The sequence below is a fragment of the Ktedonobacter sp. SOSP1-85 genome, from assembly GCF_016587415.1.
In the GTDB taxonomy this organism is placed as follows: Bacteria; Chloroflexota; Ktedonobacteria; order Ktedonobacterales; family Ktedonobacteraceae; genus Ktedonobacter.
The window spans coordinates 4,754,945-4,781,599 of sequence record NZ_BNJI01000001.1 but is presented as its reverse complement, the minus strand read 5'-3'; the positions used below and the strand labels follow the sequence as shown (position 1 = coordinate 4,781,599).

Genomic DNA, 26,655 nt, shown 5'->3' with positions numbered 1-26,655 from the left:
CGCGAGGCGGCTCCCCAGACCGGTAGGGACCAGCTTTAGCGCGTCCCATACGCGTCAAGTGAAGGGGCATCTGCTCGCTCCCCACGCCCATGCCGGAAGAAAAAGGGTGTGCTTCTAAAGGGCGCACCTACCTTTTTCTTCCAGCCGGGCGTGGGGCGTACTTGGCAAGTACAGCCACCCGGCGGGAAAGCAGCCGCCTAGCAGGAGGGGCCTGGTAGGTGCGCCCTTTAGAAGCACACCCAGGCCCCTCCTGCATGGGCGGCGGACCCTTCACTTGACGCCAATGGGACGCGCTAAAGCTGGTCCCTACCGACATTTCGTGCCTTTCGCAGATGTCTGTTCGGACAACCTACTAAAATTGGTCACAGGAATCTATATCATAGAACGTGTCTGAAGCCATCAAATACACATCCATATATCTTAATCGAATAATCTTGCCTTCTGCTACGTAGTGTAGCATATTTGGCCCCAGGCGCTGTGATCTTGCTTACAATTTGGTGTCGAAAGAGGAAAGAGGGGGGCTGGCAATGCGGTTTCTCTGCATTGTCAGCCCCCCTCTTTCGATACAGGCCCTTCTTAGGGAGCAGCGCTGTAGAAGGCGTCCAGGTTGGGCGTGCCAAGGCCGGTGGCGAAGTCCCAGCCCTGCGAGGCGCGATAGTACAGGTTATTGCCCTGGGTGATATCAAAGTAAGCCTGCCCTTTATCCGCCTGGTAGAAGGTCTGCGGGCCATAGGAGAAGCTATGGCGCTGCTGCATCTTGCCCTGGTTAACTAGCGCCATGCCGGTTGCCCAGATGGGTGCTGCCGCGCTTGTGCCGCCAACGGCGCCCCACTGGCCCTTAAAGTAGACTGCCAGGCCATAGGCCGCCGCCGAGACATCCGGCACCTGGCGCATCCCCCGGCTATATTGATTCTTGGTACCAGGAGCGTTCTGCCAGCTCGGCTGCTTGAAGAGGATGCTGTTGCCACCGCCGCTGCCCCATTGGTTCTTACAGCTATTCCCCGAGTTATCGGACCAGACAACCTCCTGGTTACGCTGGCGATTCTGGTTAACCTGGAGGATGGTGCCACCCACCGAGGTAATCCAGGGATCACTGCCAGGATAGCTAACCGCCAGCTTGCCATACTGACGACTACCGAAGGCGCCGCAGTCCCCACTGGCAACGAAGACGCTCATATGCTCCACACGCGTCAACTGCTGCAAGGTGCTATCGAGCGCGCGCACATCGTCCTGGGAGACCTCGTTCTCGGGCGCGCCCAGGCTGATGCTGACAACGCTGCCGCTATTGGCCCCATTGGTGTTGTCGTCGAGGATGCGCTGCAACATATCGTTGACGCGCCCCCAGACATTATCATCGGCGTTACCATCGGTCTGATAGAGCTTGATGTTGGCCGAGCGCGCCAGGCCCGCTGCCATCTGTACATCGAGCGTAGACTCGCCCAGGGCGTCCTGCGGGGCGCTATCAACGTTGACGACCGAGAGATGGCCCTTAAATTGAATACAATCAAAGTAGTTCTGAATATCATCCCGGTAGGAGCCATCGATCTCGACCAGGTTGACCGTCATATTCTGCCCATTCCAGCCCTTGTTCCACATGCGATCAAAGCCATAGGCGCCCGCGACATCCTTGGGGAAGAGCGTCTGGTCAGGTGGCGAGCAGTCCTGCTGTGGCGTGCTGGCCTGCTGCGTGGAGAGCGTCTGCCCGGAGGTCAGTAGCTGGCGTGAGCTTGTCGCTTGCTGCTTCGAGTCTGCCTGTTGTGTGATGCCTTGCAGGGTATGCACCGGCTTGGAACTATAGTTGTCAAGACCCGTGACCGACTCGATGGAGCTGGTCATAAAGGCGGGGACCTTGGGGGCCGTCTCCGGGCCATAGAACTCGCGCCCGTTATACTTGCGCACCACAAATTTAGTCTGCAAGAGCTTTGCCAGCGTGCTGGCCTTAGCGTCAAGGGTCAGGTAGGTATGCAGTTTGTTCAGCTTTAAAGCAATACCCTGAGGCGAGAAGAAGTCCTTGAACTTCTGATAGGTCTGATCATCGATGCCTACCTTCTTCGCAAAATCCTCCAGGTGCGAGGGCTTCCCTGGCTCAATCTTGGTCCCCTCCATCTTCTTAAGCCAGTCCTGATTCATCTTGAGCGTCACCCCAACATGCAGTTTCTGACTATCGGGAACCGGCCTGACCACGGGTGCCTTCAGCGCGTCAGGCGGAATATTAAGCTGCAAATCCGAGAACTGGACGGCAGTGCTCGGGTCACACGCCGCCAGGGGGAAAATCAGGAGCATTAATCCAACAAGCGCCATCATGGCTCTTCCTGAGCGGCGCCAATTGAAGATGGGCCGCCACGTGCCAGCCCTTTTATAGAATATATTCAATGTATTCATGAACTTACATGCCTCCACAATGAAGCCGCATTCGTCGCCATGTCAGGCGCTCCTCGCGTCTGCTTCTCTCTGGTTTTTACCTGTTATATGACTCTTAATTAAGAGCACATGTACTCTTTGCAATTCTCTGTTAGTATCACGGACAACCCGCGAAAATCAGTTCAAAAATGTAGATTTTCTGCGCCCGGTTTCATGTTCTCTTCAGTTTGTTGACTGCTTTATATATAGACAGAGACACAGACAAACGACTACGTTGTAGGGTCCAAGCTTGCTTGGACATTAGACTACGTTGTAGGGTCCAAGCTTGCTTGGACTTTAAACGCTCAGGCTAGCCGGGTGCTTCCACCAGTGGGAGAGTCCATGCCAGCATGGACCCTACAAAGCGCCGAATGGCCTCACGAAGCAGTAGAGAGTCCAACTTAAACAGCATTAGCCTTATCAGAAATTCAGAGAAAGGAACGCATCATGAAAAGTCAGTTCATCAGGATGAGCGCATATGCGTTTGTACTAGGGTGCCTGATCTCGTTTTACACGGTCCTTGGGCAGGCTCATTCTGCCCATGCCTCAAGCATCGCAGCTGCCAGGATCAATAAGATTCAGCACCACGTTCAGGGTGGTCCCAACGAGATCAATATCGGCTTCGGCAATGCTGGACTTGGCAATGCCGGCTTACCTAACGCTGGTCTTGGCAATGCTGGCTTACCTAACGCTGGACTTGGCAACGTCGCCAATAACCCTAACATCAATATTCGCTTCGGCTTCAACAATCCTGGCATGGGCAATGTTGGCATGGGCAACCCTGGCATGGGCAACATTGGCATGGGCAACGTTGGCCTCAACCCTAACCTTGGTAACGTTGGCATGGGCAACGTTGGCCTCAACCCTAACCTTGGCAACGTTGGCATGGGCAACGTTGGCTTCAACCCTAACCTTGGTAACGTTGGCATGGGCAACGTTGGCTTCAACCCTAACCTTGGTAACGTTGGCTTCAACCGCTTTGGTGGCAACGTCGGCTTCAATCCGGCTCTGAATAATGTTGGCTTTAATCGCTTTGGTGGCAACGTCGGCTTCAATCCGGCTCTGGGTAATGTTGGCTTTAATCGCTTTGGTGGCAACGTCGGCTTCAATCCGGCTCTGGGTAATGTTGGCTTCAACCGCTTCGGTAATGTCGGCCTCGGTAACGTTGGCTTCAACCGCTTCGGTAATGTCGGCCTCGGTAACGTTGGCTTCAACCGCTTGGGCATCGGCAATGCTGGCCTCGGTAACGTTGGCTTCAACCGCTTCGGTAATGTCGGCCTCAACCGCTTCGGCATTAACAATGCTGGCCTGGGCAATGTTGGTCTCGGCAACGCTGGCCTCCGCAATGCTGGCCTGGGTGGCGTGAATATCAACATACGTTAGCCAATAGCACCTGCCTTGGCTCACTCACTCAGTGAGCCATCAATAGATGCACTACATGGGACAGAGGCGTGCCTCTGTCCCATGTAGTGCATCTATCCCGGCTATACCCAGGCACTGCAATTCGTGGTATAATGAGCTGAGTTTCGAAAAAATATTCTACAACATAGATCCAGTGGGGATGCCGCGCTATGCCAGATTTTAAAGTTGAATCACCTTTTGAACCGACCGGTGATCAGCCCCAGGCGATTGCAGAACTTGCCGAGGGCATTCGCAATAATCAGAGATTTCAGACCTTGCTTGGCGTCACTGGCAGCGGTAAAACCTATACCGTGGCCAAGGTGATCGAACAGGTGCAGAAGCCAACCCTCGTGCTCGCACCCAATAAGACGCTCGCCGCTCAGCTCTATAGCGAGTATAAAGAGTTCTTTCCCAATAATGCCGTCGAGTATTTCGTCTCCTACTATGACTACTATCAGCCAGAGGCCTATATCGCCCGTACCGATACCTACGTTGAAAAAGAAAGCATGCTCAATGAGGAGATCGAGAAGCTACGCCTCTCCGCCACACGCAGCCTCTTTGAGCGTCGCGACGTCTTGATTGTGGCCTCGGTCTCTTGCATCTATGGCCTGGGCAGCCCCGAGGAATATGGTGAGGTGGTGCTGACCCTCAAGGTAGGTGAGGAGCGCCGCCGCGATAAAATTCTGCGCCACCTGAACTCTATCCAGTATGAGCGCAACGACGCCAACTTCGTACGTGGGCGCTTCCGTGTGCGCGGAGATGTGCTAGAGATCTTCCCGGCCTATGAAGACGTGGCTGTACGCGTGGAGTTCTTTGGCGACGAGATCGAGCGCATGACCGAGATCGATCCCCTGACCGGCGAGGTCCTGGGACAGCGCACACGCCTCGATATCTATCCCGCCAAGCACTGGGTCACGACCCAGGAGCGCCTCAATAAGTCCATCTCTCTGATTGAAGAGGAGTTGGAGCAGCGCCTGGAGGAACTGGAGTCCGAGGGCAAGCTGCTGGAGCATGCTCGCTTGAAACAGCGCACCAACTTTGATATCGAGATGCTGCGCGAGACCGGCATCTGCTCAGGCGTCGAGAACTACTCACGTCACCTGGCGGGCCGGGCCGCTGGCGAACAGCCCTGGACCCTGCTCGACTACCTGCCCGAGAACTTCCTGCTGGTGGTCGATGAGTCGCATATCTCTCTCCCCCAGGTGCGCGGCATGTTCGCGGGCGACCGCTCGCGTAAACAGGTCCTGGTCGACTACGGTTTCCGCCTCCCCTCGGCCCTGGATAACCGCCCCCTGACCTTCCCAGAGTTTGAACACAAGCTCAAGCAGGCCATCTTCGTCTCCGCCACACCCGGCCCTTACGAATATGAGCATAGCCAGGCCATTGTGGAGCAGATCATTCGCCCAACCGGCCTGATCGATCCAGAGATCACCGTTCACCCCACACGTGGGCAGATCGATGACCTGATCGCCGAGATTCGCATACGCGTCGAGAAGGGGCAGCGCGTCCTGGTCACGACCCTCACCAAGAAGATGGCCGAGGACCTCGCCGACTACATGCAGGAGCTCAGCATCAAGGTCCACTACCTGCACTCCGAGATCGACACCATTGAGCGTGTCGAAATCCTGCGCGACCTGCGCCTGGGCGTCTACGATGTCGTGGTTGGTATCAACCTCCTGCGCGAGGGCCTGGACCTGCCCGAGGTCTCCCTGGTCGCCATCCTGGACGCCGATAAAGAGGGATTCCTGCGCTCAGAGGGCTCGCTCATCCAGACCGTGGGTCGCGCCGCCCGCCACGTCGAGGGCAGCGTCATCATGTACGCAGACAACGTGACACGCTCGATGCAGCGCGCCATCGACGAGACCAACCGCCGCCGCAAGATCCAGGAGGGATATAACGAGCAGCACAACATCACTCCACGCGGCATCAAGAAAGAGGTCAAAACCCTCTCCGAGCGTCTTAAGGCCATGGCTGGTCCCGAGGCAGGGGCCGACGGCAAGACCGCAACCGCCGTCGCAGGCATCCCCAAAGACGAGGCCCTGCGCCTGATCAAAGACCTCGAATCCCAGATGCGCTCAGCCGCCAAGCAGCTCGAATTCGAGAAGGCCGGACAGCTCCGCGACCAGATCATCGAGATTCGGCGCCTCATGCTGGAATAAAAGTCACTCGGCAGGTCCGCCGCCCATGCAGGAGGGGCCTGTTGTGCTTGTAAACGGCGCACCTACCAGGCCCCTCCTGCTGGTCGGCTCCGTTCAGAGGAGGCAGTGCGCCCCACGCCCAGCCGGAGAAAAAGGCTGTGCTTCTAAAGGGCGCACCTACCTTTTTCTCCGGCATGGGCATGGGGATCAGACGCTGAGAGTACCCCTTGAAAAGAGTAAACAGTTACAGCCATGGGGGCGAGATCACGCGTGATCTCGCCCCCATGGCTTTTCTCTGCGGCAGAGGTATGTTACACTAAAAAAATCAAATACACCATATATTTCTATTTCTACAGATACACTGAGGACTCCAAATGATCAATCTTGTAGACCAGCAGTTGGGCAATTATCGTTTGCTGCATCTCCTTGGTCGTGGTGGCTTCGCCGAGGTCTATCTCGGGCAACATATCTGGATCCAGAACAAACAGGCCGCAATAAAGATACTACGTTCCCAGATAGCGGAAGAGTATATCGCCGATTTCCGCCAGGAGGCGGAGCTGATCTCCATGCTGCGCCATCCCCATATTGTCCCCATTCTCGATTACGCCGTCGAGCGCGATACTGCCTACCTGGTGATGGATTACTACCCGGAAGGCACGCTGCGCAGGCGCCATCCCCGTGGCTCATACCTTCCACTTACAGAGGTTGTCGCCTACGTCAAACAGGCCGCAGAGGCGCTCCAATTCGCCCATAATCACAAGCTTATTCATCGCGATGTCAAGCCAGAGAATATGCTTATTGAACGCCAGGGCGAGATCCTGCTCTCCGATTTCGGTATCGCCGCCATGGCCCATCAAACCTCCTCAATGAGCACACAGCAGCCTACGGGAACCGTCCCCTACATGGCTCCTGAACAGATCAAAGGAGCAGCCCGTCCCGCCAGCGATCAATATGCCCTGGCAACTATCGCCTATGAGTGGCTGGCGGGCGAGCGCCCCTTCAGCGGCACGTATCACGAAATATGCGCTCAACACCTGATGGCACCACCACCACCCCTGCGCGAGAGGGTCAACAATATTCCTATGGAGGTTGAACAGGTCATCATGCAGGGGCTGGCTAAAGATCCTGCTCAGCGCTTTCCCAGCGTCTTAGATTTCGCGCTGGCCCTTGAAGCCGCCAGCCTCTCTGGTACAGCGGGTTCGCTCTCGACCCTCCCGCGAGACCTCGCACCACCCATGCCGACCGTCTCAGGCTCAACCTCAACCCCGGTTACGCCTCCCGAAGTCAATATCGACCCATCCCACTCATCCTCTCTCCAGGCGCCTGCGAAGAGCACACAGCCAGCGCCACTATCCACACACGTGCCTAAGCCCCAGAGTCGCAACCGACGCAGCCTGCTTCTCGGCATCGCGCTTGTCGCCTGCGCTCTGCTGCTGATCCTTGGCGCGCTCGGCCTCTTTACCTATCAGAACCACGAGCAGCAGATACAAAAAGCGAACGCCACCGCGACCACGACAAATATGGCCGCCCGTACCGCGACCACCAGTACTCAGCAGACGGCTACAGCCCAGGCCAATGTCAACGCGACAGCAACCTTCACCCATCTCTCGCCTCCCGAACAGTATAATCAGCTCAAGCGCACGCCGCCGACGCTGAATGATCCCATGCGTGACAACTCACAGGGCGGGCGCTGGTATGAAGGGGAACATAGCTTTGGCACTTGCAAGTTCCTCGCGAACGCCTATCATGTGAGTGTCACCGAAGCAGACTATGGCAACTCCTGTGGAGGAGGCACCGACGCCCCTGTCCACGATTTCGCCTTCGAGGTCCAGACCACCATTATCCAGGGCTATAGCGGCGGCCAGACCTTTGGTTATAACGACCAACAGGCATATCACTTTGTGATACGCGTTGATGGCACCTATCGTATCTCGCGCTACTCAAGCGCCAAAAATTATAACTCCACCCTGATCTCTGGTTCCAGTTCCGCTATTAAGCAGGGACTCAATCAAACGAATATCCTGGCAATTCTCGTGCGTGGCAGCGATTTCTCATTTTTCGTCAATGGGCAGTATATTACCCACTGGACCGATACCACCTACACAGCTGGTTACCTGGGCCTCTATGCTGCCTCCGCTCAAAGCCGCACCGAGGTCGCCTATAGCAACGCCCGCATCTGGAAGCTATAATTGCGCGATACGGGCCGAACGTATTATCGCAATCATCAAATTAAAAACCGCTATCCTAGAAAGGGGAGCATGGCATGGAGACCGTACAGCAAGCTGAAGACGATGCTCAAGATAGAGCAGCATCTCACCTGCCACGCCTGCGCTGGACGCGCATTCTAGCCATCAGCGTCTTTGCGCTGGCCTTAAACTTCCAGTGGGCCGCGCTCGGCACGATTATTCTGCCCAGCCAGGTCTTTAAAATGGTTGGTGATCTTGATAAAGGCACCGCCCTGGCTTTTGTCCTTATCCCAGGGGCCTTCGTCTCCCTCTTCTCTAATCCCTTGTTTGGCTGGTTAAGTGACCGCACGCAGGGACGGCTCGCCATCTGGGGCCGCCGCCGCCCATATATCCTGCTGGGGACCCTGGCGAGTGTGTTCTGCCTGGGCTGGATGGCCACAGCCCCCAATGTCCTCACCCTCGCCATAGCCTACGCCCTCACACAGTTTGTCAGCAACGCTGCGCAGGCCCCGTTTCACGCCCTGCTGCCGGATATCGTGCCTCCTGAACAGCGAGGCCTCACCTCGGGCGTCATCAGCCTGATGCTCATTTTTGGCAATATTGGGGGTGTCCTGGTGGCAGGTAACCTCATCAACTCATCCCTGCCCTTGGCGAGCTACACCCAGGGCCTCTGGCTGACCTACGGCCTGATCATCGCCGTCTTGCTTGTTTTTATGCTGATCACGCTTATCTTCGTCCGCGAACTACCAATCTCGGCACGGAGCGCGGAGGCGGGACAAGCGGCAACAGGCACGGCACGTAGGCCCTGGTATACCCTGCCAGCCGTGAGAACGCTGGCTGCCTCGCTCGTGGTAGCGCTGCTGGTCTGGGGCCTTATGACCCTCTGGAATGCCTGGCGCATCGCAGGCCTTGAGATCAGTAGCAACTTTGAGCAGGTCATTATCGAGATCATCATCACGGTCGGCATCCTGCGCCTCTTTGACTTTCGACCGCGCCGCGATCCCGACTTTGCCTGGGTGCTTGCCACGCGCCTGATCATGATGCTAGGCATCTATACCATTCAGTCCTTCTTGCAGTACTACATGCGCGACGTAATCCATGCCCCACACCCCGAGCAGCAGACGACCACCTTCCTGATTATCGTCTCGCTCACCAGCCTGCTCAGCGCCTTCGCCGCCGGCTGGATCTCCGACTACCTGGGGCGCAAGCGCGTGATCTACATCTCGGGCGCACTCATGGCGGTCGTGGGCGTGGTCTTCGTCGTTACCCAATCGCTGCCTCTCGTTATCGCCGCCGGGGCCATCTTTGGCCTGGGCTATGGTGCCTACCAGAGTGTGGACTGGGCGCTCGTCGCGGACACCCTGCCATCGAAGAAGAATCATGCCCGCGACATGGGTGTCTGGAACGTCGCGCTCTCGCTCTCACAGGTCATCGCCCCCGTCCTGGGCGGCCCCCTGTTGGATAGCTTCGCCCGCGCCGGACACCAGGTCCTGGGCTACCAGGTCATCTTCGGCATGTCGATCATCTACTGCATCGCGGGCACCGTCACCGTCCGCTTCATTCGCGGCGTGAAGGGGTAAATATGCATTGATTGTGGTGGCGTGCAAAGCACGCCACCACAATCAATGCATATTTAGAATTTTACCGGCAGGCTAGTGAGGCCCCGCAAGATGGGGCTGGAATTCCACATGAGTTGTTCAGGCTCGCAGGCCAGGCGCAGATTGGACAGGCGTTGCAGCAGAGTGCTAATGGCGATCTGCCCCTCCAGGCGTGCCAGCGGCGCCCCCAGGCAATAGTGAATGCCCTTGCCAAAGGCCAGATGTTGATTCTCCCGGCGCGTAATATCCAGTACCTGTGGATCAGTGAACTGGTGCTGATCAATATCAGCGGCCACCAGGGAGACAAACACCATCTCGCCTTTGCGTATGACCTGGCCATGCATCACAATATCCTCGCTCGCCCAGCGAGGGGTAGAGAGTGTCACCGGAGCCGTGTAGCGCAAGAGTTCCTCAATAGCTGATGGCAGCAAGGATAAGTCCTGGCGCAACAGCTCCATCTGCCCTGGATGCAATAACAACGCCAGCATACCATTGCCAATCAGATTCACCGTCGTCTCATGTCCCGCAACGATGAGCAGGAAGATCGTTGAAATCAGCTCGTTCTCGTGGAGCCGATCTCCACCCTCTTCAGCCTCAACTAAGGCGCTCGTCAGGTCATCAGCAGGATGAGCGCGCTTAGCTACCAGGAAGTTCTTGATGTACTGGACAAATGCCTCCAGGGCGGCCAGCGCCTCCTGTGGTTGAGATCCCACAGAGTTCGCTATGATCGTCTGTGACCAGGCCCGAAACTGTAGACGATCCTCGACAGGAATCCCCAGCATCTCTGAAATGACCGTGATAGGCAGAGGAAAGGCAAAATCGGCAATGAGGTCCATTCTTCCTGATCCCTGTACGGCCTCCAATAGCTCGTCCGCGATCTGCTGAATGCGTGGGCGCAGTTGCTCAATCATGCGTGGTGTGAAGGCCCTGGAGACCAGGCCGCGCAGGCGCGTATGATCAGGCGGATCAACGGTGAGCATATCGCGGCGAAAGGCGAGGAAGCGCTTAAAAATGTCCTCTCTCTCATCGCTGGATGTCTGCTCATGTCCTGCTTGCTCGAATTTCAATGTGTCTTTGGCGAAACGTGGATCTTTGAGAACGGCTACGGCATCCTCGTATGTCGTTGTCATCCAGGCGCCTGTACCAAAACCAAAGGGTGCCGTGAGAGGAAGAAGCGGCCCCTGCTCGCGCAAGCGCGCAGCAAAAGCGAGCGGGTCACGCTTTGTCTCCTGGGACAGGAGATCAGCGAATGATATCTGTTTCATCCTGTTATATGTCCTTTCGTTCATTTTCCTGGCTGCGAGGATCGCGCCCCAATTCCGCTCAGGAGCGCATCTACAGCCATTTCTGGCTCAAAAACTGTCTGTGTATTGGGAAAGAGCAGTTCGGTAAAGAGGTTGCCATATGCCAGAGAAATGACAATCTGATAGAGGATAAACGTCGCATCTATATCCTGGCGCAGCTCACCACGCTCCTGAGCGCGTTCGACAACCTGGCGAAACTGCTGCATACGTGGAGTTGCCAGCTTGTCATAAAAGGCCTGGTAGATCTCGGGCCTTGACTTGATCTCGGCAATCATTTTGGTAAGCAACTTGCCCATCAAGGCATTGCGCTTAAAAAGTTCGTGTGCTTCCTTCGCAATATAGAGCAAGTCATCGCGAATATTCCCTGTGTCGGGCAGAGGATGCTCGCCGCGAAACAGGTCCAGCGCCTCCTTGATTACATCCTCTTTTGAGGACCAGCGACGGTAGATCGTGGTCTTGCCCACCCCGGCCCGCTCAGCAATCGCCTCGATACTCAAGCCCTGAAGACCCTCCTCGGCGAATATTTCGAGCGTTGCCTCCAAAATGGCCTGGTGGGACTGGACGCTACGCGGACGCCCAGCCTTACGCACCACCAGCCTAGGTTCAACTTCATTCATCTACAGTCGCTCTCCTCTCTCCCTCTTTTGACGCTTTACAAATTCAAATACGATACGGTAACGTATCTATTAAAGAGAGTATACCATTACAAATTACAAAACGCAACGGCATCGTATCATTATGGCGCGATTCTTTTTTACGATCTCACAGATCCTGCATTTATGCTATTGCGGAGAAATTTCATCAGGTTGTTCGAACGAGCCTCCCCGAAAGGCGTCATAAATTCGGTAGGGACCCGGTTTACCGCGTCCAAATGCCATTCATGGCATGTCGGCGCAGCCGAAACCGTTTGTGAGCCGATGTGATGTAATGCGACGTCATACAATGCAGTCATATGGGCTGCGCCTGCAGGCGATCAATCGCCTTCGGACGCGGTAAACCGGGTCCCTACCATATTGGGAAGCCACTTCGCGGCGTGGGCAGCCTTCCAAGCGCAGCAAATTGTCCGAACATAATTTACCAGCAAAATTATTGATGGCACGCCGATTCATCTACCTCAGGCCCATCTCGATCAGCAGATCGAGCATCAGGTCGGGGCGGTTGGTGAAGAGGCCGTCAGCGCCTAGCTCGATAAGCTGGCGCATCAAGGGCTTGTCATCAATCGTCCAGTAATAGAGGTCCATGCCCCGGCGGTGCGCGCCCCGGATCAGGACTGAGTCTTTCAGATTGACGTTACTATGGGCATCGGGAATAGCCAGCAACGTCGATTGGCGACGATAGAACCAGGGCAAGCGCGCCTTATGGGCGAGGACAAAGCTGGCCACCTCAGGCTGGCCCGCGCCAGTCGCCACCTGGCCCCCGCTCAGCTTTTGAAAGCGCGTCACAATCTCCTGCTTAAAGGAGGAGACGATCACGCGCCTCTCCATACCATATTCCTGGATCAGCGCCCAGAGCATCTCCTCAATCTGGGAGGGACCACCTTTGGGATAGGTATCTTTGACCTCAAAGTGCAGATAATACTTCGCGGCATACCTGCTGAAGATCTCCTCCAAGGCGGGGATGTAGACCCCCTGGCCGCGATAGCTATAGCGCCCCTCCAGGTCGCGGAAATGGTAGCCTGCGTCCAGCTTTTGCAACTCGGCCAGGGTATAGGCGTCCACGCGCCCACTTCCATTGGTGGTGCGATCTACGGTTGCATCGTGGATGCCAACAATATGCCCATCCTTCGTCATATGGATATCGATATCCAAAAAATCGACGCCGCCAATGGCATCGGCCACGTCGAAGGCCGCCAACGTATTGGTCGGCGCCAACAGCTCGCCCCCCTGGTGCGCAAAAATATACGGCTTCTTCAGCTCAGGAAAGAGGTTTGACATATTCTGTATTACCATAGTCTTTTCTTTCGCATACGTTAATTGATTAAATAATGTGGGCTGGTGGGCTGGCTGCGCCCACCAGTCCACATTATATAACCTCTTGCCAGGAGTATTGTTCTGTCATATCCTATAGGGCATTGGCATCACGCCTCCCAATGTTTTATATTCCCATTCCCGGAAAGGACTTTTTCGATGTCGCATCATGACTCTCACCATACAGAGGACGAGCAGCACCAGCAGCACCAGCCAACGCAACAGGAGTATTTAAGCGGGCAGCGCATTCTGCCTAACCGTGTCCGGCCCAATATGACGATCACCGAGTTGATGGACGAGCAGTTCCAGGCCTATAACTCCGCGCGCCTGCACGAGGCGTCGCGTCTCTTCGTGGAGAAGATGCTCAATCCCGAGCAGAATACGACCGTGGGCCTGACCATGGCGGGCGCGCTGACACCTGCTGGCCTGGGTGGCTGCCTGATTACACTGATGGAGTATGGCTTCATCGACTTTATCGTGAGCACGGGCGCCAACCTCTACCATGATATGCACCACGCCCTGGCCCTCTCGCTGCATCGCGGCGACTTCCGTCTCGACGATACCAAGCTCCAGGAAGAGCATGTCGTGCGTATTTACGATATTCTCTTTGAGGATCGTGTGCTGCTGGATACTGACGCCTTTGTGCGCGAGGCCCTCAATAGCCTGCCCAACCGCCCTATCGCGACCTCCGAGCTGCACCACCACCTGGGCACTCAGCTCCTTAAAGCAGGCGTCAACCCCGAGTACTCGGTGCTGGCCCAGGCCGCGGCCTGGAATGTGCCAATCTACACCTCTTCGCCTGGCGACTCCTCGATTGGTATGAACGTGGCGCGTAACGCCCTGGAGGGCAGCAAGCTCACCCTCGATCCTCTGGCCGATGTCAACGAGACGACCGCCATCGTGCACCATGCCGACCAGAACGGCGTCATCATCCTGGGCGGCGGTAGCCCCAAGAACTTCTACCTGCAAACCCAGCCTCAACTCTGGGAGGTCCTGGGCATCCAGAAGGGTGGTCACGACTACTTTATTCAGATTACCGCCGACGCGCCACACTGGGGCGGTCTCTCGGGCGCGACCCCCTCTGAGGCCGTCTCCTGGGGTAAGATTAAGCCCAATCAACTCAATGATACCGCTGTAGTGTATGGCGATTCTACCATCGCACTCCCCCTGCTCACCGCCTATGCCGTCAGCAAGGCCCAGCCGCGCCCGCGCAAGGAGCTGTACGCAAAACGCGAAGCACTGCTAACAGAACTCAAGGATGCGTTTGAGGCCCATAAGCAGTTTCGACCGTAGAATAGACTCGATCTAATCACAAGTCTGGTTTCTCATTAGATGGAGACCCACCTGGCAATTAAGTAGACAAGGAAGCAAACAGCCAGGTGGGTCTCTACTGGTGTTTAGGTGGAGTGCGACTGGTGTTTAGATGGACCTTTGCTGGTGTTTAGGTGGAAGAAAGCTTGTTATTAGATAAAATTTCGTCCTATTTTCTTTGCATTTTCTTGACAACCTAATATATAATATCACTCGTGCGTAAAATTTGAAGAAGCGATGCGCACCCGAAGTCTCGGCAATCGTGGCTCCTTATAATTCGGAGGGACACGCCACGCTTTTAACCCGGAGGAAGTAAACGATGCTTGTACATTTGATGTTGGAACTCTACAACTGCGCCCCCGAAACCCTCAATAGCGAGCCCCTGCTGCGTCGCGTTCTCGACCAGTATCCTGATCGCGTAGGCATGGAAAAAGTCAGCCCAGTTCACCTGTATGATATTGAAACATCTAACCCACTAGATGCTGGTATGTCTGGTTTCGTGGTCATCGCTCAGAGCCACATCAGCCTGCACGCCTGGCCCGAGTACGGCGAAGTAGACATCGACATCTGCTCCTGCAAAGAGTTCAGCCAGGAAGATGCCATCGCCTTCGCCAAAGAAGTTTTCAAGACCGACGACGTTGAGTCCCATTTCATCGTGCGCGCAACCCGCTCCCTACGCCCCGACGAGCCAGATCCAAAGCGCCTTGAGGCCGCCATGGAAGCTCGCCGCGCCAAGAAGGCCGCCGCGGAGGTGCGCTAAAGGCAACAAGCGCAAGGCGAAGAGTATCCCTTCGGGTTTCCTCTGCCGCCTAAAATTCTACTGATAATAGAGAGTAAGGTGCAGTTACATCGTAGTTACAGCGTTCTTACTCTCTATTTTATTTATCGAATTTCTCTCCAAAGCTCTTCTATAGTATTCATTACCTCCTCTACATGCCTCTCCCCCTTGACAACTAGCGCCCGTCTGCTACCATATGCACGTAATAGAGAACGCTGAGCTCATTTTTATTGCCTGTGGTGAGCCTCAAAGGTCAACGTTTTCTCTACGTCAAGCATAATTACATCAGAGCTACGGCTCTCCTCGCCACCTGGCGGTGGCTCGCAGGGGTTAGGGGATGTTGTGGGCGTGGCGTTCACCACGCCCACAACATCCCCTAACCCCTGCGAAGCGCCGTAGGCGCAGAGAAAGGTCCTTACCAGGCTCTACTGCTCTGTCAACATTGATTGGAAAGGTGGGGAGTGCAGAGGGGCGTCAGCCCCTCTGCGTCTCTCCCCTTGCCGCCGCAGGCGGCTTGAAGCCTTTCCAATGAAGATTGACAGAGTACTAGCTGGTGAATTACAGAAAAAATAAAAGGATAGAGATACATGGAATATTCTTCCATTAGCCAGTTTGGTGCCCCTGATGCCCCCCACTGCAATCCAGAGACGGCGCAGGTCACTATTATTCCCGCGCCGCTAGAATATAGCGTCTGTTATATGAAAGGGACCGAGCATGGTCCCCAGGCCATTCTCGATGCCTCCAGCCAGATGGAGCTGTACGACGAAGAGCTCGACTGCTGCCCCATCGAGATCGGCGTCTATACCCGCCCCGTCCTCGACTATAGCGGCATGGACCACGCCGAGGCCCTCAAGGCAACCGGCCAGGCTGTCCGTGAGACCCTGAAGAAGGGCCAGCTCCCCCTCATCCTGGGTGGCGAGCACTCGCTCTCCGCACCCTGCATCGCAGCCGTTCACGAGAAGTATCCCGACCTGACGGTGGTGCATATCGACGCCCACGGTGACCTGCGCGATGAGTACGAGGGCACCCCACTCTCACACGCCAGCATCGAGCGCCGCGTGGTGGATATGGGCATCCCCCTGCTGGAGATCGGCATTCGCAGCTTCAGCCCGGAGGAGGCCGAGTTCCTCAAGTCTGGCCCTAATGTCGCTGTGGTCTGGGCCTACCAGATCGCCAGGGGCATCGCACAGATTCCCTGGGAGCGCCTGGGCAAGCACGTCTATCTGACCATCGACCTCGACGCCATCGATCCCAGCGAGATGCCCGCTGTTGGCACGCCCGAGCCGGGTGGCCTCTCCTGGTACCAGGTCCTCGACCTCGTGCGCGAGATCTGCCAGCGCAGCACGGTCGTCGGCATGGACGTCGTCGAACTCTGCCCCATGGATGGCCAGACCCGCGCCGACTTCCTGGCCGCCAAGCTCGTCTACAAAATGATCGGCTACCGCTTCAACCAATAATCCTGCATAGAATGGGAATGCGAATGGACAGGGCCGCTGGCCCTGTCCATTCGCATTCCCATTCTACTAGTGACAAGCTTCCAGGCGTTCGGCTACAATACAAAGAGCATGTTGAATTTATTTTATGGAGATTGCACCCTATGCGTCAGCTTGCCCGGAAGGTCACATCCACGCTGCCCAAATCACGCCATCGTCGCTCTCTCATCGCGCTGAGTAGCCTCTGCCTCCTGCTCCTCGCACTCGGCCTGGTGGCCTGCGATTCAGGGACCGCGAAGCAGAAACAGATCAAGATGATTCAGCAGGCGAAGGCCAATAAACAGGTCACCTATAGCGCCGATCCCCAGGATGTGGTTATCCGCACGCTCTATGGCGGAGGACTCAAAGGCTCGCTCTCGCTCAGTCCGGTGCTCAGCATCTATGGCGATGGCACCTACATCCTGGGAACTGAGCGCACAGGCAAGCTCGCCCCCGACGCCCTGCAACAGCTCCTCGACGCACTCGTCAACACCTACGATCTCCCCGATTTCAGCCAGAAGCAGTTTATAGACATTCAGGACCTCAACGCCACCTACCTGCAACTCGCGCTCAACAACCAGCAGACAGAGTTTGCTTATGGGAGCTTTGGCCACTACCAACCCAAAGCCCAGGAGCTTGACGAGTATACCCGCCTGGGCAAAGCCCTGACCGCCATCAATAACGCCGTCAACGCGACAAGCAGCCAGCCCTACAAGGCCTCGACCTACGCCCTCCTGGCGCGCAGGACCTTTAGTGCCGATCCTCAGCGCGACTACCCCTTCTGGCTCCTGAGCGACTACACGCTGGAGCAGGCAGCCACCTATGAGTGTGGTAGCATTCCCGAGAACGAGAACACGCCCAACCTGGAGACCCCTTGCCTCAAGTTCACCATCCCCAGCCACGCCCTCCTGCTCAACCACGGGCAATACCAGAGTCTCAAAGCCAGCCTGAACGGCAATAGCGGCACCATGAGCGAGGCTGGACTCTACTACACCCTCACCCTACGCCCCCTGCTCCCCGACGAGGCACAGACCAAGGCGCTCGCCATGTTCGGCAGCCAGCAAACCCAATTCACGCCCGTCCCCCTGGCCTCCACCCCCTAGCTCAAACATCACGCGGACCTTCCCCCAAGCCGGTCCACAAACTGGTAGGGGCCCGCAGGGCAATCGCATCTAAATGGGAGGTGATAAAAGAAGCTCTAAAACTGCGGAGAAGTTGGAGTTTACAGAGCAACGAGAGGAATAAACTATGCAGATTATGGGGTTCTATTACATGAAAGGCAATCACGCCTTTCAGCCAAAGTAATGTCGAGAGGTTATTTGCATGGCCGATTTGAATAGTCCCAAAGTTCAGAAGATACTCAACTCGAAAGCGTTCGCGCATCTTGCAACAATTGGCGCTAAGGGAGAGCCAAATTCATCAGTGATGTGGTTTTTGTGGGATGAGGAATACATCAAGTTTACCCATACCACTGAACGTCAGAAATACCAGAATCTCAAGCGTGATCCGCGTGTGGCTATCACGATTACTGACCCCGATGACCCCTACACTTATGCCGAGTTTCGTGGGATGGTTGATAAGATCGAGGAAGATCCCACTGGAGCCTTTTACAATACCCTGGCAGAAAAGTATGGCTCCTCCTCGCGCTATCGTGGCGATCCGCGTGTGGTTTTGTGCATAAAGGTTGACCGCATCCTGGGGTACGTGTAGGCGGTACTGCTCCCTCGTGTCTGCAACTCCTGCAACTGGCTGGTTGCAGAAGTTGCAGACACGAGTTTTTTTAGATGCAATTGCCCTATTAGGGGCCCGCTTCAGCGCGTCCAAAGGCGATTAATCGCCTGTAGGCGCAGCCTAAAACGTTGCGGCTAGTACAACCATATGGTGGGCGCGTTTCCAGCAAAAACAGGCTTACGCCGCGCTGCCATGAGAGGTCTTCGGACGCGCTTCAGCGCGTCCCTACCAATATTAAATACATCCACGATAGAAGCATCTATAATTGCTCCAGCGCCGCCAGTTGCTTCTGGTCTTTGGCGGTGAGGCGATTGGCAAAAATGGTAAAGGTAAAAGAGCCTGTTGCAACCAAAGCAGTGTTAATAAGCATTAGCGTCTGAACATGCTCGCCAATAAAGGTGCTCACTGGATCGGCAGACCAGCTCCAAATATAAGCCAGCTTCAGTAAACAGACAATCAACATCACAACGAAAGGAATGAGCATAAAATATGAAGAGAAACGCCTGGTTGTGCCCTTAGTTTGTGCCTTTGGCATCCTTGTGATCTGGTACCCTAGCAAAGGAGGCAGAAGCAGCCAGAAACAGGCACTCAGCACGATCCAGAACACCTCAGCTGGGGAGCCAACAACTATCATGGAGAATATAACTAAAACGTCCAGCAGAATACCAGCTAGCACGTTAATAACAACCGCCAACTGCATCTTTCGCCTGATTGTTTTGCGCAACCTCTGCTCATCTGGCGAACCTGCGGGATCTGCATTAAACAACTGCGGCACGTAGTTGCGGATCGCCATGCCCAGCTCGCTCACCTGCCAGTTGCGGCGCGGCACAGTGTATATCAATGGGACAGCAGTGAGCAGAAAGTCTCTGTTGCCTGCCCACTTATATGTGATCGTAGCTATACCCCGCTGCCGCCCCTCCTCAATGCGCCCTTTGATGGCGGGCTCCTTCAAGATCAAAGAAGGAGGATGAAAAGCCCCAAAGCCACGGGGAGCAACGCCCACAACATTGCTCCAGGGTGTATAGATGCTATAATCAACAAACTGAAATTGTATGCCATCAGGGGTCACAATATGGCGTGTAGCTTTCCATAAAAACCATACAAATGTATATGTCGACAAACAGCCAACAAGCATGCCCCCTAAAAGAATAAATGCCGGGGAAACCGGCAGCAAAAAAATATTTCCCCCTCCCGTCAGAGTAGCAAACAGTATAATCAATGCAGGTAACAGACAAATTGTGCCAAATACACACGCTGGCAATACCAGGTAAAATAGCCGCCAGCCTGGCGTCATGCGAAAGGTTTGTTGCAAGGGATCGGCATACATATCTTCGGTCACTCCTAAAAATACAATCTCTTCTATATTAGAGAAACGAACGAAGATCGCGCCACTCAAAACCTCCAGAAGCATAATGCAGTCCCTGGGAATACATAGTGCTTCCGGGTGTGTTTATGTTACTGAATAGTCGGCCGAAAAGAAATATGGTATACTGTAGGCAGACGCGCCCCCCTACATAGAAGCATCGGACCCTACACGCTCTTTATGCGCGTCAAAGGATTTTTTCGAGGTTGGTGTGGCATGACCGACGGGAGGGACAAACGATCTTGCCGTTATCCACCATTCTTAATTACATTACATACCCCCATAACAAGAGAAGACACTTTTGAAAGGAACTATGACCAGAAACTTCAATCCACAGCGAAGAGATGACGCGCGCCCACCGTACCGCGATTCATCCTCTTTTGGTAAATCTGATGGTCAGCAACAGGGCAATACTCAACGCCCAGGCAAAGTACGCCTCAATCGCTCCATTGTTGATCGCGCCTGGCAAAATGGGGCCCAGCGCAATCACGCAGACTACCGCCCACGCACAACCAGCAACAACTCATTCAATACGCCTTCTAATGGTCAGCACTCCCGTCCCAACCATTACAACGGCAATACCGGCGCTCCCAACTATAATCGCCCCAATCAGCATACTGGCTCTCGCCCCGGATTCTCCTCTCCATCACATGACCAGACCCAGTATCCAGAGCGTCGACGTCCCTACAACAACAATAATAATACGAATACGCCGAATTTCGCGCGCCGTGGCAATGAACAGCCTGAATGGGAGTCGGGGCAGGAGCGTTACCCCTCCCATGGCGGACCTCGCCCACATGGCGGCCGCTTCCAGGGTTCAACTGGCCCTCGCCGTCCCTACGGTGCAGGCCCCAACCGTTTCGAGCAGGACCAGGCACCGCGTCGCTTCGAGCGTGATTCTACGCCTCGTCGCTTCGAGCAGGATCAACCTCCTCGCCGCTTCGAGCGTGATTCTACGCCTCGCCGCTTCGAGCGTGATTCTACGCCTCGCCGCTTCGAGCAGAATCAACCTCCTCGTCGCTTCGAGCGCAATTCTGCTCCCCGGCGTTTTGAGCAGGATCAGGCACCGCGCCGATCCCACCCAGGTCACTTCGAGGGCGACTACGAGTCGTTTAACGAAGAGGCTCGCACGCCTCGCACGCGTAACTTTCGCCAGGCCGAGAAGACTCAACAGCCTGAGTTCCATGTGACCCGCCTCCCCGATGGACGCGTGCTCAAGGGACCTCGCCCGGTACAGCGTCGCAACGCCGAGTTCTGGACCGAGATCGACGAGGACGCCGATAACTTACTCAAGCCCGTCACACCAGCAGAGCCTGCCGAGGGGACACCAGCCAAGAAAAAAGTGGCCAGGAAGCAGGATGCAGACAAGCCGTCAGACGCGAAGGCCAGAACCCCTCGCGCGAAGAAGGCTACCAAGGGCGAGAAGAAACCACGCACACCCAAGGGACCTAAGCCCTCGCATCCCGGCTATAAATGGCCCTCACAGGACTAAGCTACTGGCTCGACACATAGGGTATACTAGGTATATCCGTTGACCAGGACCTGGCCCTAGAGGGTCAGGCATACAAGAACAATTCACATAAGAGTGTCCGGTCATCGCAGAGAAGGCTGGGCACTCTTCTTAGCGCTAAAGGCGTCTTGACCATATCCGATCATTTCGCAATCTCGCACTTGGAGTTGCCAGATGCTTTATCCCAGTTACCTTCAACTCTATGAAACCGGTGAACTAGCCGAGCGCGCGGCCGCTGCCTGGGAAGTCCTACGCAGTTGTACTATCTGCCCACAGAACTGCCGCTGCAACCGTATCGCGGGCAAGACTGGCGTCTGTCACTCGGGGACCGAGGCCATCGTCGCCTCCTGGAACGTCCATCGCCGCGAAGAGCCACCCATCAGCGGGACGCGGGGAGCCGGAACCATCTTCTTTGGCTACTGCCAGGCTCGCTGTACCTACTGCCAGAACTTCTCGCTTAGCCAGGGCGGCCTGGGCCATCGTGTCACCCCCGAACGCCTCGCGGACATGATGATGTATTTGCAGAAGAAACGCTGCCACAACCTGGACCTGGTGACTCCAACCCACTTCGTACCACAATTCCTGGCAGCCCTGGTCATTGCCTGTGAAAAAGGGCTACGCCTGCCGATTGTATACAACTGTGCAGGCTATGAAAACCTGGAGACATTAAAACTCCTGGATGGCGTCATCGATATCTATTTACCCGATGCCAAATACTCAGACAACAAAAACGCGTTACGCACCTCGAAGATGCCTCGCTACGTGGATTATAACCAGGCGGCGCTCCGCGAGATGTACCGCCAGGTTGGTCCCCTACAGCTTGATGAGGAAGGCATAGGGAGACGTGGGCTGCTTATCCGCCACCTGGTCATGCCTGAGGATATCTCTGGTACACGTGAGGTCCTGCGCTGGATCGCCGAGGAACTGGGGCCAGATACTCCCATTAGCTTGATGGATCAATACTTTCCCGCCTGGAAAGCCGTCAACGATCCCGTGCTCAATCGGCGCTTAAGCTGGAGCGAGTACCGCACGGCCCTCGATGTGCTCGATGAGTTCGATTTCACCAATGGCTATGTCCAGGAAGACCTGGTCGAGATCGATACCACCGCTGAGGTGTAATAAATTGGTGTCGTGGTGTGGAGGTGCCAGGCGGCCTGCAGCCACCTGGCATCTCCACACCACGACACCAATCGGGATATCTTAACAAGCTTGGACAAAGCGCGTTATAATCTGATTAGCAACTACCTTGTTAAACTTTAACATGGCTCTTTTTTTATGATCGTTCGTACCTATAAAGTCGCTTGTTTCGCCTTGTCAGAGCGCTGACAGTCAGGGGATGCCTTAGTACTGTGCCTACAGACATCCAAAGGCAACTACCTCCTTATGCGAAAACCAACGCCGCTCACGTGGCTAGCGCTTACGCGCTCAGGTTTTCGGGAGGCACTACCATGAGGAAATGGAGAATCCTACCATGAACACAACGGCCACTTTGAGCCGACTCTTTGCCGGTATCCAGGCTGATCTCGACACGGTCGATAAGACGTTTCAAGAGCGAGCAACCTCAGGGCTGACGATCCTCAACTCGGCCTCGATGCATGCCCTGGGCGCGCCAGGCAAGCGACTGCGTACCGCGCTCACCCTGCTGGCTGGCAAACTTAATACCTATCGCTTTGAGAAGCTGCTACTCTTGAGTGTGGCCTTCGAAATGACGCATCTAGCTACGCTCATTCACGATGATATCGTTGATGAGTCGAGCACCCGGCGCGGCAACCCCACCGTCAATGCCCTTTTTGGCGATAAGATCGCGATCCTGCTTGGCGACTACTACTTCGCCAAAACGGCGGGTCTGATCGCCGACATCGAGGACCCCCGTATCGATCACCTCTTCTCCGACACTGTCGCCACTGTCTGTGAGGGCACCATCCTGGAGATGATGACGGCAGGCAATATCGATCTGAGTAAAGAGACCTACTATGAGAAAACCAGGAGTAAGACCGCCTGCCTGATGGCCGCCTGTAGCAAGGGTGGCGCGATCATCAGTGGCGCGACCCCGGAAGAGATCGAGCTACTGCACGCCTATGGCATGCACCTGGGTACCGCCTTCCAGATCATTGATGATATCCTTGACTATACCCAGGATCAATCAACGATTGGCAAGCCCGCGGGCAATGACCTGCGCCAGGGCATGGTCACGCTCCCCCTCATCTATGCCTTGCAGGATGCGCCCCAGAACGGGCATTACCAGCAAGTGAAGACCCTGCTTGAGGAGAAGACCCATAAAGACGAGGAGATCCGCGAGATTGTGGAGTGGGTCACCCAGGGCAACGGCGTGAAGCTGTCGCTGCTGGATGCTCATGCCCAGGCCAACAAGGCGCGCGAGGCGCTCTATCACTTCCCAACCTCGCTCAACCGCGATGTGCTTGATGAACTGATCGATTTTGTCCTGATGCGGAAGAAATAACTATTCATAAACTCTACAAGGATGCCTCTTAGCTATGTCTGCAAAATTGTCTCTCGAAGAAAAATTTAAGGAAACTGGCGGCAAGAAGCCCTATGTGCGGCGTCTCTTTGGGCGTATCGCGGGCATCTATGATCTCATGAACCGCCTGATGAGCCTGGGACTCGATCCCTACTGGCGCAAGCGGGCCGCACGCTACCTGGCCCTGGCAACTGGCGAGACCGGCCTCGACCTGGGCGCGGGCACCGCTGACCTCTCGATCTCGGTCATTCGCAACTCGGGACCCGGCACCCATATGATCGGGATGGATATCACGCCTGAGATGCTGGAGGTTGGCGAGAAGAAACTCAGGCGTATGGGCCTGCAAGACCGCATCGAGCTACGCGTCGGCGACGCCGAGAATATCGATCTCCCCGACAACAGCGTTGATGGCTGCTGCTCCGCCTTTACGGTGCGCAACCTGACCAATATCGGCAGGGGCTTCAGCGAGATGCTGCGTGTTGTACGCCCCGGCGGGCGCGTCGTCTGCCTGGAGATCAGTCACCCACCCGGCAAGATCTTCGGTACGCTCTTCTATCTCTACTTCTACAAGCTTGCCCCCCTCTTTGGCACCATCCTGGGCAAAGCCTTCGAGGAGTATAACTACCTGCCCAACTCACTGACGACCTTCCCCAAGGCTCCCCGCGTCAAGGAGATCATGGAGGAGGCCGGCTGGAGCGATGTGCGCTACTACTACCTCAACGGTGGTCTCGTCGCCATCCACGTGGGCACCAAACCGGAGTAAATAAGCAAGAGACGGATCAGCCCTCGTATAAATGCGCTTCAATAGCGGTAGGGACCAGCTTTAGCGCGTCCTATTGGCGTCAAGTTAAGAGTTCCCGATTCTGTCGGAAGGCTTTTTGAGCGTCATTTTGCAGGCCCGCCGCTCATGCAGGTGCGAAAGGTAGTGCTTGTAAACGGCGCACCTACCTTTCGCACCTGCTGAACGGCGGCGTTCGGTGGTCAGTGCGTCCCACGTCCGGCTGGAGAAAAAGGGTAGGTGCGCCGTTTACAAGCACTACCTTTTTCTCCAGCATGGGCGTGGGAATCAAGCAATTGCTCCCTAACTTGACGCCGATGGGACCAGCTTTAGCGCGTCCGAACGCCATTTATGGCAGTGCGGCGCTAGCCAAAACCTTTTTGTTGGCAACAAACAACCGATTACTAACATAGTGCAATGGAACGTTTTTGGCTAACGCCGAAGTGCGATTAATCGCCTTCGGACGTGCTAAAGCTGGTCCCTACCGGCCTGGGAGGCCACGTCGCGTAATGGATCGAGGTATGATGGTCCCATGATATGTAGACGCGTACTTTAGTAGCGTCGGGCCTCTTTCTCATAGAAATCCCTGGCTGACCCAGACCAGGACAATCACACAGAGCATGATCGCGCCCAGCCAGAGCAGGGATTGGAGCAGGTCGTTGCCCTCGCTCATGGGCGGGAGATCCTCTGGCTGTGGGAGCTGTGACTTATCTTCATCCTCCAGGTCACCAAGCATGCTGGGGAGCATCTGGGCCACGCTATCCGTCGGGCGACGCTCGCCCAGGAGGGCGCTATTAAAAGAGACCGGGGTCACGCTGGTAAATGAGGCGCCCGAGGCCGAGACAATCGCTCCCATGCTCGATGTCGTCCCCCCATGCGCCAGGACAGCAAGTCCTGCTTCAGTTCAGCGGGACTTTGATAACGCTGAACAGCCAGGGGGCGCAGGCCACGCGTAAGTATGGCATCTAACCGCGGCGAGACCTGAGGTGCGACCCGCCTGGCGGGCGTAATCGTATTGCTCGCCGGATCATGCTCAGGCGCCCTCCCCGTCACAGCATGGTAGGCTGTCGCCAGCAGCGAGTAGAGATCCGAGCGCACATCGAGTTTACCACTTCCCATTTCGGGCGCGGCATAGGGCGAGAGGCGCGCCTGCTCCCGGTCAACCTCATACTGCCCCCGGAACCAGACTGCACAACTGAGAAACCCGTCAGCGCGTATTGCGCACCATAGCGGCTGATCACAATATTTTCGGGGCAGATCAAGCCATGCATAAGCGGGGGCTTTTGCGTTGAGAGCGCCTCCAGGACCTCCGCGATATGCACACAGAGGCACACGACCTCCTGTTCAGAGAGAGGCCCTGCCACGCGTTGTAGGCGTGCTATGAGCGTCTCACCCTCCAGTGGCTCAAAAACAAAGAAGTTGCGCCCATGCTCCATAAAGGCATCCCAGAGCGCGGGGACACGCGGAAGGCGACCAGCCTCCATCAGGGCCACGATCGCGTTCCGTAGCAGGGCCTGGGTACGCTCGCGTCCCTCCGCCAGTTCAACCTCTTTGATGAGCACCAGGGCGCCCGCGCGCTGAGCATCCTGGGCACGCCAGGTCGTTTCATAGGTACCTGGCTTCCACTCATGACGCATTTGCGGCTCGCTCAAGCGATAGCGCCCATTGCGCAGAAGGGACCCTGAGACCAGGACGGGCGCGCCCGCTGGCTGACTGGTATCAGCCAGCGGGCGCGCCCCCATCCCTGAGCGAGCAGACTCGCCACCTGCCTGCTCGATACTTCGTAGCGAGGCGATATTATTGGCCAGGCGGTTCACACGTGCGGGCAGCGACGATGGCGAGAACTCGCTGCGACCAGGCTGGGCCGGTAAGGACTGAGAGCGCAAAGGTGGGGTCATCTGCGGGTAACCCGGCAGAGCCTGCGCAGAGCGAGGCGTCGCCTCCTGGGAGCGCTGCCCCCCGGACGCGATAACGATCCTGGAACCGCCTGGGATACTCCAGGTGGAGGCGTAGCAGCGTAGCGCGCCTGCCGCACACGCTGCTCATTGCGTTCTCGCAGGGGACTGCGCGCTTGAAACGTCGAGGCGGTCGCCGTTGCCTTGCGCGCTTCGCCACCCTCATCTTCAGGGGGTGAGCCTTGCGTCTGCGCAGCCGCCGCGTCCTGGGCAGCGGTCCCCGTACTCGTCACTGGAACAAACATTTCACACCGCTCACAGGGCTTCTGTGTCACATCCCCCTC

General features: G+C 56.1%; 21 protein-coding genes. 13 read left to right on the top strand and 8 right to left on the bottom strand.

Going from position 1 to position 26,655, the window contains the following annotated elements; genetic code table 11:
* Nucleotides 1–576: 576 nt before the first annotated feature.
* The gene (locus KTE_RS20025) at nt 577–2,304 is read right to left on the bottom strand and encodes a protease pro-enzyme activation domain-containing protein (RefSeq protein ID WP_201383921.1); all 1,728 of its coding nucleotides are present in this window, start codon (nt 2,302–2,304) and stop codon (nt 577–579) included.
* Between the two features lie 543 nt (nt 2,305–2,847).
* On the opposite strand from KTE_RS20025, the gene KTE_RS20020 reads away from it, so the two are divergent.
* The 4 genes from KTE_RS20020 to KTE_RS20005 all read left to right on the top strand — a co-directional run bounded on the left by KTE_RS20020 (nt 2,848) and on the right by KTE_RS20005 (nt 9,705).
* Nucleotides 2,848–3,783 (top strand): hypothetical protein, encoded by a 936-nt coding sequence (locus tag KTE_RS20020; protein WP_201383920.1) that lies wholly within the window; start codon nt 2,848–2,850, stop codon nt 3,781–3,783.
* Between the two features lie 188 nt (nt 3,784–3,971).
* Nucleotides 3,972–5,960: an excinuclease ABC subunit UvrB gene (gene uvrB, locus KTE_RS20015; protein WP_201383918.1), complete on the top strand. Its 1,989-nt coding sequence runs from the start codon at nt 3,972–3,974 to the stop codon at nt 5,958–5,960.
* Nucleotides 5,961–6,313: 353 nt separating this feature from the next.
* A complete protein-coding gene (locus KTE_RS20010; RefSeq protein WP_201383916.1) occupies nt 6,314–8,128 on the top strand; it encodes a serine/threonine-protein kinase in 1,815 nt (604 codons plus the stop codon).
* 74 nt (nt 8,129–8,202) lie between these two features.
* Nucleotides 8,203–9,705 (top strand): MFS transporter, encoded by a 1,503-nt coding sequence (locus KTE_RS20005; protein WP_201383914.1) that lies wholly within the window; start codon nt 8,203–8,205, stop codon nt 9,703–9,705.
* A gap of 53 nt (nt 9,706–9,758) precedes the next feature.
* Here KTE_RS20005 and KTE_RS20000 read toward each other — a convergent pair whose 3' ends face one another.
* The 3 genes from KTE_RS20000 to KTE_RS19990 all read right to left on the bottom strand — a co-directional run bounded on the left by KTE_RS20000 (nt 9,759) and on the right by KTE_RS19990 (nt 12,976).
* Nucleotides 9,759–10,988 carry a cytochrome P450 gene (locus KTE_RS20000; protein WP_201383912.1) on the bottom strand — a complete coding sequence of 410 codons (1,230 nt, stop codon included), beginning with the start codon at nt 10,986–10,988 and terminating at the stop codon, nt 9,759–9,761.
* Nucleotides 10,989–11,008: 20 nt separating this feature from the next.
* Nucleotides 11,009–11,644 (bottom strand): TetR/AcrR family transcriptional regulator, encoded by a 636-nt coding sequence (locus tag KTE_RS19995; RefSeq protein WP_201383910.1) that lies wholly within the window; start codon nt 11,642–11,644, stop codon nt 11,009–11,011.
* 492 nt (nt 11,645–12,136) lie between these two features.
* Entirely contained in the window at nt 12,137–12,976 is an 840-nt protein-coding gene (locus KTE_RS19990; RefSeq protein ID WP_201383908.1) for a glycerophosphodiester phosphodiesterase, read from the bottom strand.
* A gap of 177 nt (nt 12,977–13,153) precedes the next feature.
* Between KTE_RS19990 and speY the strand changes: the two genes are divergently transcribed.
* The 5 genes from speY to KTE_RS19965 all read left to right on the top strand — a co-directional run bounded on the left by speY (nt 13,154) and on the right by KTE_RS19965 (nt 18,265).
* On the top strand, nt 13,154–14,287 hold the full coding sequence (gene speY / locus KTE_RS19985) for a deoxyhypusine synthase (protein WP_201383906.1): 1,134 nt from the start codon (nt 13,154–13,156) through the stop codon (nt 14,285–14,287).
* 337 nt (nt 14,288–14,624) lie between these two features.
* Nucleotides 14,625–15,065, top strand: a complete 441-nt coding sequence (locus tag KTE_RS19980; RefSeq protein WP_007910412.1) for an S-adenosylmethionine decarboxylase family protein — start codon at nt 14,625–14,627, stop codon at nt 15,063–15,065.
* Between the two features lie 605 nt (nt 15,066–15,670).
* A complete protein-coding gene (gene speB / locus KTE_RS19975; RefSeq protein ID WP_201383904.1) occupies nt 15,671–16,540 on the top strand; it encodes an agmatinase in 870 nt (289 codons plus the stop codon).
* Nucleotides 16,541–16,680: 140 nt separating this feature from the next.
* Complete coding sequence (locus KTE_RS19970; protein WP_201383902.1) at nt 16,681–17,658, top strand: hypothetical protein; 978 nt, start codon at nt 16,681–16,683, stop codon at nt 17,656–17,658.
* Between the two features lie 220 nt (nt 17,659–17,878).
* Nucleotides 17,879–18,265 carry a PPOX class F420-dependent oxidoreductase gene (locus KTE_RS19965; protein ID WP_201383901.1) on the top strand — a complete coding sequence of 129 codons (387 nt, stop codon included), beginning with the start codon at nt 17,879–17,881 and terminating at the stop codon, nt 18,263–18,265.
* Between the two features lie 280 nt (nt 18,266–18,545).
* On the opposite strand, the gene KTE_RS19960 is transcribed toward KTE_RS19965, so the two are convergent.
* Nucleotides 18,546–19,697, bottom strand: coding sequence for a hypothetical protein (locus KTE_RS19960; protein ID WP_201383899.1), 1,152 nt, complete (start codon nt 19,695–19,697; stop codon nt 18,546–18,548).
* A gap of 265 nt (nt 19,698–19,962) precedes the next feature.
* Between KTE_RS19960 and KTE_RS19955 the strand changes: the two genes are divergently transcribed.
* From KTE_RS19955 to KTE_RS19940, 4 genes are all read left to right on the top strand, one after another.
* A complete protein-coding gene (locus KTE_RS19955) occupies nt 19,963–21,141 on the top strand; it encodes a hypothetical protein (RefSeq protein ID WP_201383897.1) in 1,179 nt (392 codons plus the stop codon).
* Between the two features lie 192 nt (nt 21,142–21,333).
* A complete protein-coding gene (locus KTE_RS19950) occupies nt 21,334–22,278 on the top strand; it encodes a 4Fe-4S cluster-binding domain-containing protein (RefSeq protein WP_201369032.1) in 945 nt (314 codons plus the stop codon).
* A 352-nt stretch (nt 22,279–22,630) separates the two neighbouring features.
* Nucleotides 22,631–23,620, top strand: coding sequence for a polyprenyl synthetase family protein (locus tag KTE_RS19945; RefSeq protein WP_201383895.1), 990 nt, complete (start codon nt 22,631–22,633; stop codon nt 23,618–23,620).
* Nucleotides 23,621–23,654: 34 nt separating this feature from the next.
* On the top strand, nt 23,655–24,401 hold the full coding sequence (locus KTE_RS19940) for a ubiquinone/menaquinone biosynthesis methyltransferase (protein WP_201383892.1): 747 nt from the start codon (nt 23,655–23,657) through the stop codon (nt 24,399–24,401).
* 589 nt (nt 24,402–24,990) lie between these two features.
* Here the strand turns inward: KTE_RS19940 and KTE_RS19935 are convergent.
* From KTE_RS19935 to KTE_RS19925, 3 genes are all read right to left on the bottom strand, one after another.
* On the bottom strand, nt 24,991–25,272 hold the full coding sequence (locus KTE_RS19935) for a hypothetical protein (RefSeq protein ID WP_201383890.1): 282 nt from the start codon (nt 25,270–25,272) through the stop codon (nt 24,991–24,993).
* Between the two features lie 193 nt (nt 25,273–25,465).
* Nucleotides 25,466–26,314 carry a protein kinase gene (locus KTE_RS19930; protein ID WP_201383888.1) on the bottom strand — a complete coding sequence of 283 codons (849 nt, stop codon included), beginning with the start codon at nt 26,312–26,314 and terminating at the stop codon, nt 25,466–25,468.
* Nucleotides 26,311–26,646, bottom strand: coding sequence for a hypothetical protein (locus tag KTE_RS19925; RefSeq protein WP_201383886.1), 336 nt, complete (start codon nt 26,644–26,646; stop codon nt 26,311–26,313). Before KTE_RS19925 ends, KTE_RS19930 begins: the two co-directional genes overlap by 4 nt.
* Nucleotides 26,647–26,655: the final 9 nt, after the last annotated feature.

Coding starts and splice junctions, on each gene's coding strand:
- KTE_RS20025 (WP_201383921.1), bottom strand. CDS start 2,304: ATGATGGCGCTTGTTGGATTAATGCTCCTGATTTTCCCCCTGGCGGCG.
- KTE_RS20020 (WP_201383920.1), top strand. CDS start 2,848: ATGAAAAGTCAGTTCATCAGGATGAGCGCATATGCGTTTGTACTAGGG.
- uvrB (WP_201383918.1), top strand. CDS start 3,972: ATGCCAGATTTTAAAGTTGAATCACCTTTTGAACCGACCGGTGATCAG.
- KTE_RS20010 (WP_201383916.1), top strand. CDS start 6,314: ATGATCAATCTTGTAGACCAGCAGTTGGGCAATTATCGTTTGCTGCAT.
- KTE_RS20005 (WP_201383914.1), top strand. CDS start 8,203: ATGGAGACCGTACAGCAAGCTGAAGACGATGCTCAAGATAGAGCAGCA.
- KTE_RS20000 (WP_201383912.1), bottom strand. CDS start 10,988: ATGAAACAGATATCATTCGCTGATCTCCTGTCCCAGGAGACAAAGCGT.
- KTE_RS19995 (WP_201383910.1), bottom strand. CDS start 11,644: ATGAATGAAGTTGAACCTAGGCTGGTGGTGCGTAAGGCTGGGCGTCCG.
- KTE_RS19990 (WP_201383908.1), bottom strand. CDS start 12,976: ATGGTAATACAGAATATGTCAAACCTCTTTCCTGAGCTGAAGAAGCCG.
- speY (WP_201383906.1), top strand. CDS start 13,154: ATGTCGCATCATGACTCTCACCATACAGAGGACGAGCAGCACCAGCAG.
- KTE_RS19980 (WP_007910412.1), top strand. CDS start 14,625: ATGCTTGTACATTTGATGTTGGAACTCTACAACTGCGCCCCCGAAACC.
- speB (WP_201383904.1), top strand. CDS start 15,671: ATGGAATATTCTTCCATTAGCCAGTTTGGTGCCCCTGATGCCCCCCAC.
- KTE_RS19970 (WP_201383902.1), top strand. CDS start 16,681: ATGCGTCAGCTTGCCCGGAAGGTCACATCCACGCTGCCCAAATCACGC.
- KTE_RS19965 (WP_201383901.1), top strand. CDS start 17,879: ATGGCCGATTTGAATAGTCCCAAAGTTCAGAAGATACTCAACTCGAAA.
- KTE_RS19960 (WP_201383899.1), bottom strand. CDS start 19,697: ATGCTTCTGGAGGTTTTGAGTGGCGCGATCTTCGTTCGTTTCTCTAAT.
- KTE_RS19955 (WP_201383897.1), top strand. CDS start 19,963: ATGACCAGAAACTTCAATCCACAGCGAAGAGATGACGCGCGCCCACCG.
- KTE_RS19950 (WP_201369032.1), top strand. CDS start 21,334: ATGCTTTATCCCAGTTACCTTCAACTCTATGAAACCGGTGAACTAGCC.
- KTE_RS19945 (WP_201383895.1), top strand. CDS start 22,631: ATGAACACAACGGCCACTTTGAGCCGACTCTTTGCCGGTATCCAGGCT.
- KTE_RS19940 (WP_201383892.1), top strand. CDS start 23,655: ATGTCTGCAAAATTGTCTCTCGAAGAAAAATTTAAGGAAACTGGCGGC.
- KTE_RS19935 (WP_201383890.1), bottom strand. CDS start 25,272: ATGGGAGCGATTGTCTCGGCCTCGGGCGCCTCATTTACCAGCGTGACC.
- KTE_RS19930 (WP_201383888.1), bottom strand. CDS start 26,314: ATGACCCCACCTTTGCGCTCTCAGTCCTTACCGGCCCAGCCTGGTCGC.